General features: G+C 60.9%; 13 protein-coding genes and 1 tRNA gene. 1 reads left to right on the forward strand and 13 read right to left on the reverse strand.

Annotated features, from left to right (window positions below; all coding sequences use genetic code 11):
• Positions 1-132: 132 nt before the first annotated feature.
• From N005_RS06030 to rnr, 11 genes are all read right to left on the reverse strand, one after another.
• Positions 133-594: a hypothetical protein gene (locus tag N005_RS06030; protein WP_047700327.1), complete on the reverse strand. Its 462-nt coding sequence runs from the start codon at positions 592-594 to the stop codon at positions 133-135.
• Positions 595-690: 96 nt separating this feature from the next.
• Positions 691-1,152 (reverse strand): membrane protein, encoded by a 462-nt coding sequence (locus tag N005_RS06035; protein ID WP_047700329.1) that lies wholly within the window; start codon positions 1,150-1,152, stop codon positions 691-693.
• A complete protein-coding gene (gene ssp4, locus N005_RS06040) occupies positions 1,149-2,069 on the reverse strand; it encodes an Ssp4 family T6SS effector (RefSeq protein ID WP_047700331.1) in 921 nt (306 codons plus the stop codon). The genes N005_RS06035 and ssp4 overlap by 4 nt, the downstream gene beginning before the upstream one ends.
• Before the next feature lie 285 nt (positions 2,070-2,354).
• Complete coding sequence (locus N005_RS06045) at positions 2,355-4,655, reverse strand: YgiQ family radical SAM protein (protein WP_047700333.1); 2,301 nt, start codon at positions 4,653-4,655, stop codon at positions 2,355-2,357.
• 186 nt (positions 4,656-4,841) lie between these two features.
• Entirely contained in the window at positions 4,842-6,239 is a 1,398-nt protein-coding gene (gene dnaB / locus N005_RS06050) for a replicative DNA helicase (RefSeq protein WP_047700335.1), read from the reverse strand.
• A 136-nt stretch (positions 6,240-6,375) separates the two neighbouring features.
• Positions 6,376-6,822, reverse strand: coding sequence for a 50S ribosomal protein L9 (gene rplI / locus N005_RS06055; protein ID WP_003186385.1), 447 nt, complete (start codon positions 6,820-6,822; stop codon positions 6,376-6,378).
• Between the two features lie 18 nt (positions 6,823-6,840).
• Positions 6,841-7,734, reverse strand: a complete 894-nt coding sequence (locus N005_RS06060; protein WP_047700337.1) for a YybS family protein — start codon at positions 7,732-7,734, stop codon at positions 6,841-6,843.
• 36 nt (positions 7,735-7,770) lie between these two features.
• The gene (gene rpsR / locus N005_RS06065; protein ID WP_002551829.1) at positions 7,771-8,001 is read right to left on the reverse strand and encodes a 30S ribosomal protein S18; all 231 of its coding nucleotides are present in this window, start codon (positions 7,999-8,001) and stop codon (positions 7,771-7,773) included.
• 28 nt (positions 8,002-8,029) lie between these two features.
• Complete coding sequence (rpsF, locus tag N005_RS06070) at positions 8,030-8,458, reverse strand: 30S ribosomal protein S6 (RefSeq protein ID WP_003186395.1); 429 nt, start codon at positions 8,456-8,458, stop codon at positions 8,030-8,032.
• A 296-nt stretch (positions 8,459-8,754) separates the two neighbouring features.
• On the reverse strand, positions 8,755-9,513 hold the full coding sequence (rlmB, locus tag N005_RS06075) for a 23S rRNA (guanosine(2251)-2'-O)-methyltransferase RlmB (RefSeq protein WP_047700339.1): 759 nt from the start codon (positions 9,511-9,513) through the stop codon (positions 8,755-8,757).
• Positions 9,510-12,128, reverse strand: a complete 2,619-nt coding sequence (gene rnr / locus N005_RS06080; protein WP_047700342.1) for a ribonuclease R — start codon at positions 12,126-12,128, stop codon at positions 9,510-9,512. The genes rlmB and rnr overlap by 4 nt, the downstream gene beginning before the upstream one ends.
• A gap of 227 nt (positions 12,129-12,355) precedes the next feature.
• On the opposite strand from rnr, the gene N005_RS06085 reads away from it, so the two are divergent.
• Positions 12,356-12,442, forward strand: a tRNA-Leu gene (locus N005_RS06085).
• Between the two features lie 145 nt (positions 12,443-12,587).
• On the opposite strand, the gene N005_RS06090 is transcribed toward N005_RS06085, so the two are convergent.
• Positions 12,588-14,522, reverse strand: a complete 1,935-nt coding sequence (locus N005_RS06090; protein ID WP_047701012.1) for a methyl-accepting chemotaxis protein — start codon at positions 14,520-14,522, stop codon at positions 12,588-12,590.
• A 148-nt stretch (positions 14,523-14,670) separates the two neighbouring features.
• Complete coding sequence (locus N005_RS06095; RefSeq protein WP_047700344.1) at positions 14,671-15,963, reverse strand: adenylosuccinate synthase; 1,293 nt, start codon at positions 15,961-15,963, stop codon at positions 14,671-14,673.
• Between the last annotated feature and the right edge of the window lie 24 nt (positions 15,964-15,987).

The raw sequence follows: 15,987 nt of genomic DNA on the forward strand, positions 1-15,987 counted from the left end.
GACTTATGCCATGCAGGCTGGCCGGACACTTTCTTCGTCTACTCAAGGCAGTAGAGCACTAAAACCGAACGATGCCCGACTTCCCATGCGCAGAGGTGCACATAAATGTGGCGGGGATCGTAGCGAATCGACTCAGCAGCGGGGGCGCGAGGTCTTCATCGCTTGGGTGAGGCGTTCACGCTGGCGGCGAACTTCGACGAGTTTGCTGCGCATTTCCCGGTGGCGTTTGCTGTTGAGAAGGAGCAGAGCAAGCAATGAAAAAAGCAGACTTAAACTGTAGATCAGTCTGTTGGGACGATATTCAATCGTAGGCAGTACACATAAAAAGCAAAGCCCCAGCACTATTACCAACGGCACCACCCAGCGAGGACGTCCGCGCGCAATCATGAAATTGCAATGCACGATGACAAGGGTGAGGGCAATCCCACTCAGGAAAGACCACTTCGCGCCTTCGGCCAGGGGAAGGTTGCGAAAATAGCTGTCAAAGAACAGCGGAATCGCACATGCCAAAGCAAAGATCGATGCCAATATCGCCCCGATGAAAACGGGAAAATAGTTAAACAAAAAACTGCGGATGTTGGATCGGTCACTCACCGTCGATCTCTCATATAGGTGTCTGGCATTGGTCAGTAGATTTCCTCCAGCAGACAACGGTACAAGTTTAGCAGTCGTGCCGCCGAGCAAATGGCCTCAGCGACGCGCCCGTGAGGCCTTGGAAGCTTGGATGATTGCCTCGCGTTGTCGACGAATCTCAACCAACCTGCTGCGCATTTCGCGGTGGCGCTTGCTGTTGAGCAACAGCAAGCCTAATAGCGGAAACAACACAGCCAGCCCATAAAGCACTGTATGAGGGGCGAAGTAAATCATCGGCAGCACAAACGCCAGGCAGGCCGCAAACACCCCCACCAGCAGCCACACCCAGCGCGGTCGTCCCCACAGGACCATCAGGTTACCGTGGGCCACCAGCAGGGTGACCACAGCACCAGCCAGCATGATGTAGGTGCCGCTGTCTTCCAGCGACCATGATCGGAAATAGGTGACAAACGCCAGCGCAAGAGCCAAGGCAACGGAAAGGTAAGCGGTGAAGATGGCCGCTATGAAGCCAAGGAAGTGCCGCTGGAAGAACACCCTGAGCGTCAGTTCCTTGTTCATTCATCGAACTCTTCATACAGACCAATGGCAATGGTTTTGACATTGCCCGATAACGCACTCCCGGTCAGCCCGATAGCGGCCCCGAGGGAGTCTTTGATCTGCGTGATGGTGCCGTGCCTGAGCTCTGCGGCGGTGTATCGCTTGGGCAACGCGCCGGCAAGCTGCTTCAGCTTGAGCATCTTTGACGTCAGGCGCGGGTCGTTGATGCTCAACAGCTCCTTGGTTAACTTGGCCCGTTCCTGCCTGTTCAATCCCCTCAGGACCTCGCGCATTGTCTTGCCCGTCGAAGCCTTGGCGACCCTCACCAATTTGATCGTCGTCAATGCCGAAGCACCCACGCCCACCAGCGAAGCCGCATCCAGACCTATCGAGACGTTCTGGTACCAACCTTCGCTGTCCAGCCAGTCATTCGCTTCGGGTTTGGCAATTTCAAGCGTGGTGCGAGCAAGGCCGTTAACACACTGCAGGCTGCTGGCCCCCGCCGCCGTCCAGGCAATTGCCACCATGACGCCGCTGGCACCGGCACTGAAGGGTATCAGCAGGGTCCCGCTGGCGATCACCGACCAACTGATCAACGCACCCGCACAGGACAGGGTGGTGTTCACCGCTTCCATAACCAGGCGCGATTCGCGGGGGTTGCTCTGTACCTGCTGGGCGAACTGCTCCGGCGTTATGTACTTCTGCGCCTCGCGCAAGATGATCCGCTTGGGCTTGATGCTGCAGATCGGCTTGAACTCGCGCAGGGTCACCACGTTGAACTCCGCATCGATATACACCACGCCAGCACCGACAATGCCGGGGTCGGCGTCAATGGCGGCGAACAGCCTTGGCAGGTTGATCTGGCTTTCGATGCGTTGGCGGGCCATGAACTGGGAGGGACTGTAGTCCATGCCGATGCCGGGTAACGGGGTGCTCATATCAATCATCCTTGGAAATCTGAAGGTCAACGCTTTAGCAACACGGCCTCTGTGGCGAGGGAGCTAAGCCGTCGCAATATGGATGATGCAAGCTGCCAGGGAGACACTGTCGGTTGATCGGGGCTGCTGCGCAGCCCAGCGGGAGCGAGCTCCCTCGCCACAAAGGCATCACCACGCTTGACCTCCCGGAACAGGGGCGGGCGCCACGATAGCAAAGGAGTAGCACTGCCGCTAGAAAGCAAAACGCCAGCACTTAGGCTGGCGTTTGCGACAGGGTTTGGCCGATCAGCGCGGCACGACCGGTTTGCGAGCGGGCTTCGGCCCCTTGCCCTTGGCGGCGTCCTTGCGCTCCTTGGCCGCCTGCTGGTTGCGGGCGAACGCGGCGGCCTTGGCCTGCTCGCGCTTGTCCCACGCGTTGCCGCCGTCGCTGGCTCGTGGCGGCAGGCCGGTGTGCTGGGTCAGGATCCGGGTGGTGTCCTTGCCCACCTTGTGGCTGCCGGCCGGCGTCGAGTTCTTGCGACGGGCACTCTGGTAGCTGTCGGTCGCCGGCTGGTGCAGCGGGATCAACTGGTGCTTGCCCGGCCCGATCAGATCGGCACGGCCCATGCGGGTCAACGCTTCACGCAGCATCGGCCAGCCCTTGGGGTCGTGATAGCGCAGGAAGGCCTTGTGCAGGCGGCGCTGCTCTTCGCTCTTGACGATGGTCACGCCGTCGCTCTTGTAGGTGACCTTGCGCAGCGGGTTCTTGCCCGAGTGGTACATGGCCGTGGCGGTGGCCATCGGCGACGGATAGAACGCCTGCACCTGATCGGCCCGGAAACCGTTGCCCTTGAGCCACAGCGCCAGGTTCATCATGTCTTCGTCGGTGGTGCCCGGGTGGGCGGCGATGAAGTACGGAATCAGGTACTGCTCTTTCCCGGCTTCCTTGGTGTACTTCTCGAACATCCGCTTGAACCGGTCATAGGTGCCGATACCCGGTTTCATCATCTGGTTGAGCGGGCCTTCCTCAGTGTGCTCCGGGGCAATTTTCAGGTAACCGCCGACGTGGTGGGTCACCAGCTCCTTGACGTACTCGGGCGACTCGACGGCCAGGTCGTAGCGCAGGCCGGAGGCGATCAGGATCTTCTTCACCCCAGGCAACGCGCGGGCGCTGCGGTACAGCTGGATCAGCGAGGAATGGTCGGTGTTCAGGTTCGGGCAGATGCCGGGGAACACGCAGGACGGCTTGCGGCACGCGGATTCGATCTCCGGGCTCTTGCAGGCGATGCGGTACATGTTCGCGGTCGGGCCGCCGAGGTCGGAAATCACCCCGGTGAAACCCGGGACCTTGTCGCGGATCTCTTCGATCTCACGAATGATCGACTCTTCGGAACGGTTCTGGATGATCCGGCCTTCGTGCTCGGTGATGGAACAGAACGTACAGCCGCCGAAGCAGCCGCGCATGATGTTCACCGAGAAACGGATCATCTCGTAGGCTGGAATTTTTTCCTTGCCATACGCCGGGTGCGGAACACGTGCGTAAGGCATACCGAACACGTAGTCCATTTCCTCAGTGGTCATTGGAATGGGCGGCGGGTTGAACCAGACATCGACCTCGCCGTGCTTCTGCACCAGGGCCCGGGCGTTGCCTGGGTTGGTTTCCAGGTGAAGCACGCGGTTGGCGTGGGCGTACAGCACCGCGTCGTTACGGACCTTCTCCACCGAGGGCAGGCGGATCACGGTCTTGTCGCGGGTCATCTTCGGGCTTGCCAGGATCTGCACGACCTTGGCTTCGCTTGGGTCCTCGACCGGACCTTTTTCCTGCTCGATGGCGCAGGCGGCAGTGTCCTGGGTGTTCACGTACGGGTTGATGATCTTGTCGATCTTGCCCGGACGGTCGATGCGCGTGGAGTCCACCTCGTACCAGCCTTGCGGCGTGTCACGACGGATGAACGCAGTGCCGCGCACATCGGTGATGTCTTCGATCTTGTGGCCGTAGGACAGGCGCTGGGCAACCTCGACAATCGCCCGCTCGGCGTTGCCGTAGAGCAGGATGTCGGCGCTGGCGTCGATCAGGATCGAGTTGCGCACCCGGTCTTGCCAGTAATCGTAATGGGCGATGCGGCGCAGGGACGCCTCGATGCCGCCGAGCACGATAGGTACGTGCTTGTAGGCTTCCTTGCAGCGCTGGCTGTAGACCAGGCTCGCACGGTCCGGCCGCTTGCCCGCCAGGCCGCCCGGCGTGTAAGCGTCATCGGAACGGATTTTCTTGTCGGCGGTGTAGCGGTTGATCATCGAGTCCATGTTGCCGGCCGCGACACCGAAGAACAGGTTCGGCTCGCCGAGCTTCATGAAATCGTCTTTCGACTGCCAGTTCGGCTGGGCAATGATCCCGACGCGAAAGCCCTGGGCTTCCAGCAACCGGCCGATGATGGCCATGCCGAACGACGGGTGATCGACGTAGGCATCGCCGGTCACGATGATGATGTCGCACGAATCCCAGCCGAGCTGATCCATCTCCTCCCTGCTCATGGGCAGGAACGGCGCCGGGCCGAAACATTCGGCCCAGTACTTGGGATAGTCAAATAACGGCTTGGCTGCTTGCATGTCGATGACCGGTATGAAAGATGAAAAATCGCGGGGGCGGAATATAGCACAAAAAATGATCAAGTCCGACGGCTATGGTCGGAAATCGGCGGCGGCCCCCATCGCGAGCAGGCTCGCTCCCACCCTGGAATGCATTCCCTGTGGGAGCGAGCCTGCTCGCGATGGGGGCCTGTCAAACGCTACAAATCATTCGTCATCATCGAAGTTGTAGCTGCCCGGCGCCAGGTTCTCGAACCGCGTGTACTTACCGATGAACGCCAGGCGGATAAAGCCGATCGGGCCGTTCCGCTGCTTGCCGATGATGATTTCGGCGATGCCCTTGTGTTCCGTCTCGGGGTGATACACCTCGTCGCGGTACACGAACATGATGACGTCGGCGTCCTGCTCGATCGCTCCGGATTCCCGCAAGTCGGAGTTCACCGGACGCTTGTTGGGGCGTTGTTCCAGGGAGCGGTTCAACTGGGACAAGGCCACCACCGGACAGTTGAATTCCTTGGCCAGGGCCTTGAGGGAACGGGAGATCTCGGAAATCTCGTTGGTCCGGTTGTCACCACTGGAACCCGGGATCTGCATCAGCTGCAGGTAGTCGATCATGATCAGCGCGATATCACCGTGTTCCCGCACCAGGCGACGGGTCCGGGCGCGCATTTCCGACGGGCTGATGCCGGCGGTGTCATCGATGAACAGCTTGCGGTCGTTGAGCAGGTTGACCGCCGAGGTCAGGCGCGGCCAGTCGTCGTCTTCCAGTTGGCCGGAACGGACCTTGGTCTGGTCGATACGCCCCAGGGACGAGAGCATACGCATGATCAGCGATTCGCCTGGCATCTCCAGGGAATACACCAGCACCGCCTTGTCGCTGCGCAGCACGGCGTTTTCCACCAGGTTCATCGCAAAGGTGGTCTTACCCATGGAAGGACGGCCGGCGACGATGATCAGGTCGGCCGGTTGCAGGCCGCTGGTCTTCTCGTCGAGGTCGGTGTAGCCGGTCGACAAGCCGGTGATCGCGTTGTCGGTGTTGAACAGGGTGTCGATACGGTCGATGGCCTTGGTCAGCAACTCGTTGACCCCCACCGGGCCGCCGGTCTTCGGCCGGGCTTCGGCGATCTGGAAGATCTGCCGTTCGGCTTCGTCGAGGATCTCTTCGGCGGTGCGGCCTTCAGGGTTGAAGGCGCTGTCGGCGATTTCGTTGCTGATACCGATCAGCTGACGCAAGGTTGCCCGCTGGCGGACGATTTGCGCATAGGCCTTGATGTTGGCGACAGATGGCGTGTTTTTCGCCAGTTCGCCCAAGTAACCGAGGCCGCCGACCTGGGAAGTCTGGCCTTCCTTGTCCAGCTGTTCGGCCAGAGTGACCACGTCGATCGGCATGTTCTGATCGGCCAGCTTGGCGATCGCACGGAAGATCAGGCGGTGGTCATGTCGGTAGAAATCGCCGTCGGAGACTTGATCGAGCACGCGTTCCCAGGCGTTGTTGTCCAGCATCAGGCCACCGAGCACGGCCTGTTCGGCCTCGATGGAATGCGGCGGCACCTTCAGGGCGGCGGTTTGCAGATCGTATTGCTCGGGAGCGGTGATTTCGTTCATGGCCACTTGATTCTTTGGGAACCCCAACGGGTTATGAAAATCAGGAATTGCAGAAAGACAAAGGGCACGACCTGTAAACAGGATCGTGCCCGATGTTACCGGCTAGCACCCAAGGGTGCCAGCCGACAGCTATTGCTTAGGCTGCTACCACGACAACGCGTACGGTGGCTTCAACTTCAGCGTGCAGGTGCACGGCGACGTCGAATTCACCTACGTTGCGGATGGTGCCGTTCGGCAGACGAACTTCGCTCTTCGCAACTTCAACGCCGGAGGCGGTCAGTGCGTCAGCGATGTCGTGGGTACCGATCGAACCGAACAGCTTGCCTTCGTCGCCAGCGGTGGCAGTGATGGTCACTTCCAGCTCGGCCAGTTGGGCAGCACGGCTTTCAGCCGATGCCTTACGGTCTGCGGCGGCTTTTTCCAGCTCGGCGCGACGCTCTTCGAACGCAGCCAGGTTGGCAGCGGTCGCAGCGGTAGCCTTGCCGAAAGGCAGCAGGTAGTTACGGCCGTAACCGGCCTTAACGTTTACTTTGTCGCCCAGGTTGCCCAGGTTGGCGATTTTTTCCAGAAGGATCAGTTGCATGTGAAAATCCTCTAACTTTTAACCTTCACCGTTCGCGCTGTCGGCGTCTTTCGGCGCCATACGACCGCGAAAATCAATCAGGCTGTCGACGATGGCCAGGACCACCAGCAACGGATAGATCAGCTGCATGAACAGCAACAACGTGACGTACAACCCCACCAGCCAGAACCTGGCCAGTCGCTTTTGCGCCACCAGCCCGTGAATCAGGGCCAGGGCGGCGAAGACCAGCGGTACGCTGCACAACGGCGTGAGCATGGCCATCTGCGGACCGAAGTTCGGCCCCAGAAGCATGCCCGCCAGCAGCAACATCGCCAGCCCAAGCGGGAACCGGATGGCGCGAAATTCGCGACCAAAACCACCCGGGTTGTACAACAACGCCTGCCAGTAGCGCCCGACAATCAGGCTCAGCACACTGACGATTTGCAACAAGGCCGCAATCAGGCCGGTCAGGACCGGTGCGATCAGGGACGCGAAACGCGCCTGCTCCTCTGCCGACATCTGCCGGTAGAGCTCACCGAGGGCCTCGGGCAGGATTTTTACCAAAGCCTGCGACAGCATCTCGATCTGGGGCGCGAAAGCCACCCCGAGCACCACTGAAAACACCACCCCTATCGCTATGCTGACCAGCAGCACGCGGTTCCAGGATTCGCTGGCGCGCAACACCAACGCCAGCGCCGAAGACCCCACAAGCACCATCAGTGCCCGCGGGTCCGCGGCGTACAACCACCAGAGCAAGGCCGGCAGCAGTCCCAGAGCAAGAACACTCGAAGCGTCCCTCAATCCGCGCCGCAGGAGTACGAGACTCCCGGCGGCAGCACCCAACCAATACAACAACGGCAATGCCGCACATCCAGCCACTACCAGAGTGGCCTGCATACGGCCGCGCATGATGAACTCAGCTATGGCGCGCATGCATTCAATCCTTTGCTACTTGTCGACTGCCCGGTCTCAGCGGCCGTGGCTGTCGGTGTAGGCCAGCAGGGCCAGGAAGCGGGCGCGCTTGATAGCGGTGGCCAGCTGACGCTGATAACGAGCTTTGGTACCGGTGATGCGGCTTGGAACGATTTTGCCGGTCTCGGATACGTAGGCTTTCAGGGTGTTGAGATCTTTGTAATCGATCTCTTTCACGTCTTCAGCGGTGAAGCGGCAGAATTTACGACGACGGAAGAAACGTGCCATGTGATTGGCTCCTTAAAAGGTCCGTGGATTACTCGTCAGCGTTATCGCTGTTGTCGCTGTCGCTATCGCTGTCATCGCCATCGGCGCTGTCAGAGTGCTCAGGACGGTCGCGACGCTCACGGCGCTCACTGCGGTTTTCTTCAGCCTTGAGCATCTCGGATTGGCCGGTAACGGCTTCTTCGCGACGGATGACCAGGTTACGGATCACTGCATCGTTGTAGCGGAAGTTGTCTTCCAGCTCGGCCAGGGCCTTGCCGGTGCACTCAACGTTCAGCATCACGTAGTGAGCCTTGTGAACATTGTTGATTGCGTAGGCCAGTTGACGACGGCCCCAGTCTTCCAGGCGGTGGATTTTGCCGCCGTCTTCTTCGATCAGCTTGGTGTAACGCTCAACCATGCCGCCGACTTGCTCGCTTTGATCCGGGTGGACCAAAAAGATGATTTCGTAATGACGCATGAATGCTCCTTACGGGTTGTAGCCTGCCGCTTAAAAACGGTCAGACAAGGAGTGAATGACACTTATGGACTTGTGGACGCTAGACACATAAGTGCCTGCCATCACAGCAAGGGGCGCAATTGTAGAGAAGGGTCGAGGCAGGTGCAAGGCAATTGGTGATTATTTGAACAACCGCTACAACACAAAACAATGTGGGAGCGAGCCTGCTCGCGATAGCGGTGGGTCATCCAGCATAAATGCCGACTGATACACCGCTATCGCGAGCAGGCTCGCTCCCACAGGGACCTGCAACGGCGTTACTTTTTCGCGGCAGCCTTGACGCTACGCTGGCGCAGCGCCTCGAACAGGCACACACCGGTCGCGACCGAGACGTTGAGACTGCTGACGCTGCCGACCATCGGCAGCTTGACCAGGTAGTCGCAATGTTCGCGGGTCAGTCGACGCATGCCCTTGCCTTCGGCGCCCATGATCAGGATCGTCGGGCCGGTGAGGTCCTGTTGATACAGGTCCTGTTCGGCCTCGCCCGCCGTGCCGACCACCCATAAGCCGCGTTGCTGGAGTTTTTCCAGGGTGCGCGCCAGATTGGTCACGGCCACAAGCGGAATCACTTCCGCGGCGCCACAGGCGACTTTGCGTACGGCCGGCGTCAAGGTTGCCGACTTGTCCTTGGGAACGATCACCGCCAATGCCCCGGCCGCATCCGCCGAACGCAGGCAGGCGCCGAGGTTGTGAGGATCGGTCACGCCGTCCAGCACCAGCAGCAAAGGCGCGCCTTCGGTACGATCGAGCAGTTCCTCGAGCATCGCCTCGCCCCAGACCTGGCTCGGGCTGACCTCGGCCACGACACCCTGGTGCACGCCTTCGACCCAGGCGTCCATCTCGCGCCGTTCGGCCTGGCCGACCGCCACGCGATTTTCGTTGGCCAGCTCGACCAGGGTCTGGACCCGTGGCTCGCTGCGGCTTTCCGCCAGCCAGATCTGCTTGACCCGCTTGGGGTGATGACGCAACAGGGCTTCTACAGCATGCACGCCGTAGATTTTTTCCAACTGACTCATGACTTGGCCTTGGGTTTACGGGCTCCGCCACTTTTGGCCGGGGCCGAGCCCGCTTTCGGCGGGCCTTTACGGTGCTTGCTCGGTTTGCTGCTTGCGCTTTCGGGAGCCGACCGCCCGGTCTTTCCTCCCGACGCGGCCTTACCACCTTTCTTGGCTTCGGCCAGCAGCGCCTGCTTCATTTCACGACTCTTGCGCACTTCGGCGTTTTTCGCCGCGGCGTCGCTCGGACGATAGGCTTCGCTGGCTTTCTCCTTGGCCGGACCGCGACGGCCGGATTTGGTCGAGACCGGCTCGGCAGCGGTCTTGGCCGCAGGCGCAGATGCCTCGGTGCCGCGCTTCTTGCGTCCGATCGGTGCGTCGATGGTTTTTTCCGCCATCTCGAAGTCGATCTTGCGCTCGTCGAGATCGACGCGCATTACCCGCACTTCGACGGTATCGCCAAGACGGAAGCTACGCCCGGTGCGCTCGCCCGCCAGGCGGTGGTGCACAGGGTCGAAATGGTAGTAGTCACCCGGCAGCGCGGTGACATGCACCAAGCCCTCGACGTAGATATCGGTCAGCTCGACAAACAGGCCGAAACCGGTCACAGCGGTGATCACGCCCGGGAACGACTCGCCCACGCGATCCTTCATGTATTCGCACTTGAGCCAGTTCACCACGTCGCGGGTCGCTTCGTCGGCACGACGCTCGCTCATCGAGCACTGCTCGCCCAACTGCTCCAGGGCGGCCTCGTCGTACGGATAGATGCGCGCCTTCGGAATGGTCATCGCACCAGCACGCCTGACGTGCGGGGTGTTCATCTTCGAGTGGATCACGCTGCGGATAGCCCGGTGCGTGAGCAGGTCGGGGTAGCGCCGGATCGGCGAGGTGAAGTGGGTATAGGCCTCGTAATTCAGGCCGAAGTGGCCCTGGTTATCGGCGCTGTACACCGCCTGGCTCAAGGAGCGCAGCATGACGGTCTGGATCAGATGGAAATCCGGGCGATCCTTGATATTGGCCAGCAACGCCTGGTAATCCTTCGGCGACGGACCTTCCTTGCCCTTGTGCAGGGACAGGCCGAGTTCACCGAGGAAGGCGCGCAGCTTTTCCAGGCGCTCCGGCGGCGGACCGTCGTGGACCCGATACAACGCCGGGATCTCATGCTTCTTCAGGAACTCAGCGGTGGCCACGTTGGCCGCCAACATGCATTCCTCGATCAATTTATGCGCATCGTTGCGCACGGTCGGCCGGATCTCGGCGATCTTGCGCTCGGAACCGAAGATGATCCGGGTTTCCTGGGTTTCGAAATCGATTGCACCGCGCACGTGACGCGCGCCCAGCAACACCTTGTACAACGCATAGAGTTGCTTGAGGTCCGGCAGCACCTCTTTGTATTCCCCGCGCAGCTTGCGCGATTCGGCGAGCTTCGGCGTTTCCAGCATTGCACTGACCTTGTTGTAGGTCAGGCGGGCGTGGGAGTGGATCACCGCTTCGTAGAAGCAATAGTCGGTCATCTCGCCGGTCTTGGAGATGGTCATCTCGCAGACCATGGCCAGGCGGTCGACATGGGGATTGAGCGAGCACAGGCCGTTAGACAGCTGCTCGGGCAACATCGGTACGACGCGCTCGGGGAAGTACACCGAGTTGCCGCGCACCTGGGCTTCGGCATCCAGTGCCGAACCGAGCTTCACGTAGCTGGACACGTCGGCAATCGCGACGTACAACTTCCAGCCACCGGAGAACAGGCGCAGCTTGCCCGGCCGGGCTTCGCAGTAGACCGCGTCGTCGAAGTCCCGCGCATCCTCACCGTCGATGGTGACGAACGGCAAGTGACGCAGGTCGACGCGCTTTTCCTTGTCCTTTTCCTCGACTTCCGGCTTGAGCCTGGCGGCTTCTTTCAGGACCGCTTCAGGCCAGACGTGGGGAATGTCATAGGTACGCAGGGCAACGTCGATTTCCATGCCCGGTGCCATGTAGTTGCCGACCACTTCCACCACATCGCCTTGCGGCTGAAAGCGTGGGGTTGGCCAGTGGGTGATCTTCACCTCGACGAACTGACCGACCTTGGCGTTGGCGTTGCGGCCCGGGGTGACCAGCACTTCCTGCTGGATCTTCGGATTGTCCGCGACGACAAAGCCGATGCCGCCCTCTTCAAAGTAACGGCCGACAATGCTTTCGTGGGCACGGGACACCACTTCGACGATCACGCCTTCACGACGACCGCGACGGTCCAGGCCGGACACCCGGGCCAGCGCCCGGTCACCGTCGAACACCAGGCGCATCTGCGCCGGGCTCATGAACAGGTCGTCACTACCGTCATCGGGAATCAGGAACCCGAAGCCATCGCGGTGACCGGCGATACGGCCCAGGATCAGATCGAGCTTGTCCACCGGCGCATAGGTTCCACGCCGGGTGTAGATCAATTGAGCATCGCGCTCCATGGCTCGCAAACGGCGGCGCAGGGCTTCGAGTTGATCTTCGGTCGTCAGCCCGAACTCTTCGACCAGCTCTTCACGGCTGGCAGGCGAACCCCGGTCGGCGAGATGCGCCAGGATCAGTTCGCGGCTGGGAATAGGGTTTTCATATTTTTCCGCTTCACGAGCGGCCTCGGGATCGAGGGACTGCCAATCGGCCATTAGAGAGTTTTCACCTTGTCTATATGCGGGTTAGTTTGGCATAGGCGTAATGAAACGGGAAATTTCAGGCATCCGAAGCCCTTTCTAAAGGTCTTTTAGCCTTGTCATCAAGCAGGGGAAGGCACCGCTCGTGAAATTTCCAGGTTTTTTTACCAAGAGGGGTTTACAGTTAAAAACACGCTCCGTATAGTGCGCGCCATCGACGACGTACACACGTTGTCGATACTGCCCAGATGGTGAAATTGGTAGACACGCCAGCTTCAGGTGCTGGTGACCGCAAGGTCGTGGAAGTTCGAGTCTTCTTCTGGGCACCAATTTCAAGCTTCAAGATATGATCTTGAACCTCACAGAAACCCGCGAAAGCGGGTTTTTGCGTTTTTGGCTGGGGAATTGCTGAGACCGCAGGGGCTGAGGCGGCCGTCGGGCCGCCATCGCGAGCAGGCTCGCTCCCACACGCTGTCATGCCCTGAACTGCCCCAGGCTCGCCTTCAACTGCGCCGCCAGATTGTCCAGCACCTTGCCACTCGCCGTCGTCTCGACCACAGCTTGAGCCGCTTTCTCGGCTTGAACGTGAATGGTCTCGACCCGCCCACGCACCGCCTGCGCGCCTTGGGCCTGATGAGCCGCTGCCTGAGTCGCCAGGCCAATCGCCGCGTGCACCTGCTCCACGGAAGCCTGTACCGACTGTTGCAGGCGGGCACTGTCACGCAACACCAACAACCCCTCGCTGGCCTGCCGCCCGGCCTGGCCGATCGCGGCCACCGCCTCTCGGGCCCCCTGCTGCAACGCCACGATATGGGCCTGGATGTCACCGGTGGAACTCTGGGTCTTGCTCGCCAGCGCCCGTACCTCATCCGCCACCACGGCAAAGCCACGCCCGGTTTCCCCGGCCCGCGCCGCTTCGATGGCCGCGTTCAGGGCCAGCAGATTGGTCTGCTCGGCGATGCCGTGAATGACCGTCAGCACCACTTCGATCTGCTCGCTCTGCTGCGCCAGTCGCTCGATCACCTTCGCCCCGGTGTCCACCTGCCCGGCCAGCGCCTCGATCAGCCCACTGACCTTGGCCGAAGTACGGGTGTTTTCATCAGTGGCCTGGCGAATCTCGACCACCTGCTGCAGGGCCGCCTGCATCGCCTGGCTTTCCGACTGTGCTTCGTCGGCCATCTGCGACAGCGCACGCAAACTCTCCGCCACCTCATCACGCTGCATACCGGCCGCCGCATCGGCGCCGGAGTTGCGCAAGGTCATTGCGCCGATTTCCACACCAGTGCGCTGGGCGACATCACCCGCCTCGCGCACGATGGGTTGCAACTTATCCACGAAGCGATTGACCGCCGAGGCCATGTCGCCGATTTCATCCTTGCTGTTGATCTGTACACGCTTGGTCAGGTCACCCTCCCCGGCCGCCAGATCATTCATAGCCGCAATCAGCAGCTTCAAGCGATTGACCACCCGACGCCCCAGCACCACGGCCAACAGCAGCAGTACGCCGAAGCCCACCAGTGCCAGGCCGAGACCGATGCGCCAGCGCAAGGTACTTGCCGCTTCCTGCACCGTGCCGGAGGTATTGGTCTGCATCTGCGTAGCAGTGGCCTGTGCCGATTGCAGGCGGCCGCGCATGGCAGCGGCACTGTCGGCGGCGGCGCCCTTGAGGCTGTCACCGACCAGTTGATCGCTGCTGGCAATCAATGCCGAAAAACGCTGATCCAGCGCCTTCAGATCGGATTCCACCGAAGCAGTGGAGACCCCCATCAATACCTTGCCGATTTCCACCCCATTGGGATTGATCGACGCCTCCAGGTAGTACACCGATGGATCGGTCTTCGCAGCGTCCAGCACCTTGTCCAGCGCCCGCTCGCCCTTGCCTTTCTCCAGCAACGCCTTGTTGATCGCGTTATCCCGGTTCAGGTAACGGGTCAAGTGCTCACCGTTGGCATCGTCGTAGATGACGAACAAGACGTTGGGGTTGCGCTGAGCCCGGCGGGCAAATTCGGAGAGCGTCGGTATGTCGCTGTCCCACATGGCGCGGGGAGCGACGGAAGCCAGGAGCTGCGCCATATCATTGGCGGAGTCCTTGAGTGCCTTTTCCAGCGTCGTCCGCAGCTGCGACTGCTCATCTTTCAGGCGCGTGGAAAGACCCGCGTTCAATCGCTGGCGGGTATTGGCGGACAAACTGTCCAGGCTCGAGGTGACCTCCCGCCCAGCCTGCTCCAGCTCGCCGGAGAGTTTCTGGCTGTCAGCACCCAGGCGCGTGCCCAGGTCGGTTTCGAGCGCCGTGACCGTGCTGCGGGTCAGGGCAACCGCCACCAGCACCTGCACCAAAAGGGCGATACCAAGGGTAACGAACACAGGCCGTAGCAAACGGCTTTGTAACAGTGAGAGAACGGCCGACACGGGAAATCCCTCTACGAACGCCATTAAATTGATGGCACTCGTCAAGATGTGCCAGTAATGGAGTTGCATAGCAAGTGTTGTGCCGTCGGCAGGCAGAAACGACAAAGGACCCATATGAGGGTCCTTTGTCTTTTACATCAGCGACTTATCAGCCGAACGGGTGGCGCAGGACGATGGTTTCGTTGCGGTCCGGCCCCGTCGAAATAATGTCGATCGGCGCACCGACCAGCTCTTCGAGGCGCTTGATGTAGTTGCGGGCCGCCGCAGGCAGCTCTTCCAGGGTCTTGGCACCCACGGTCGATTCGGTCCAACCTGGCATCTGCTCGTACACCGGCTCCAGGCCGATGTAGCTGTCAGCGTCGGTCGGTGCGTCGATGACCGCGCCGTCCTGATTCTTGTAGCCCACGCAGATGTTGATGGTTTCCAGGCCGTCCAGCACGTCCAGCTTGGTCAGGCACAGGCCCGAGATGCTGTTGACGTCGATGGCGCGACGCAGGATGACGGCATCGAACCAACCGCAACGACGGGCACGACCGGTGGTGGCACCGAACTCGTGGCCGCGCTTGGCCAGGAAGGCACCGACGTCGTCGAACAGCTCGGTCGGGAACGGACCCGAGCCCACGCGAGTGGTGTAGGCCTTGGTGATACCCAGGATGTAGTCCACGTACATCGGACCGAAGCCCGAACCGGTGGCGATACCGCCGGCGGTGGTGTTGGAGCTGGTGACGTACGGGTAGGTGCCGTGGTCGATGTCCAGCAGCGAACCCTGGGCGCCTTCGAACATGATGTCCTTGCCCGCGCGACGCAGCTCGTGCAGCTCAGCGGTGACGTCGAGCATCATCGGCTTGAGCAGCTCGGCGTATTCCATGCACTCGTCCAGGGTCTTCTGGAAGTCGATGGCCGGTTCTTTGTAGTAATTGACCAGGACGAAGTTGTGGTAGTCCAGCAACTCGCCCAGCTTGGCGGCGAAACGCTCGCGGTGGAACAGATCACCGATGCGCAGGCCACGACGGGCCACCTTGTCTTCGTAGGCCGGGCCGATGCCGCGACCGGTGGTGCCGATCTTCATCTCGCCACGGGCCTTTTCACGGGCCTGGTCCAGCGCAACGTGATAGGACAGGATCAGCGGGCAGGACGGGCTGATACGCAGGCGCTCGCGCACCGGTACACCCTTCTCTTCCAGCTTGACGATTTCCCGCAGCAGGGCGTCGGGGGCAACCACGACACCGTTACCGATCAGGCACTGCACGCCTTCGCGCAGCACGCCCGACGGAATCAGGTGCAGAACGGTTTTTTCACCGTCGATCACCAACGTGTGACCGGCGTTGTGGCCACCCTGGTAGCGCACTACGGCGGCAGCATGTTCGGTCAGCAGATCAACGATCTTGCCTTTGCCCTCATCACCCCACTGGGTGCCCAGGACTACGACATTCTTACCCATAACACTTGTCCTCATTCGCGCAAA

This window comes from Pseudomonas mediterranea CFBP 5447 (assembly GCF_000774145.1).
In the GTDB taxonomy this organism is placed as follows: Bacteria; Pseudomonadota; Gammaproteobacteria; order Pseudomonadales; family Pseudomonadaceae; genus Aquipseudomonas; species Aquipseudomonas mediterranea.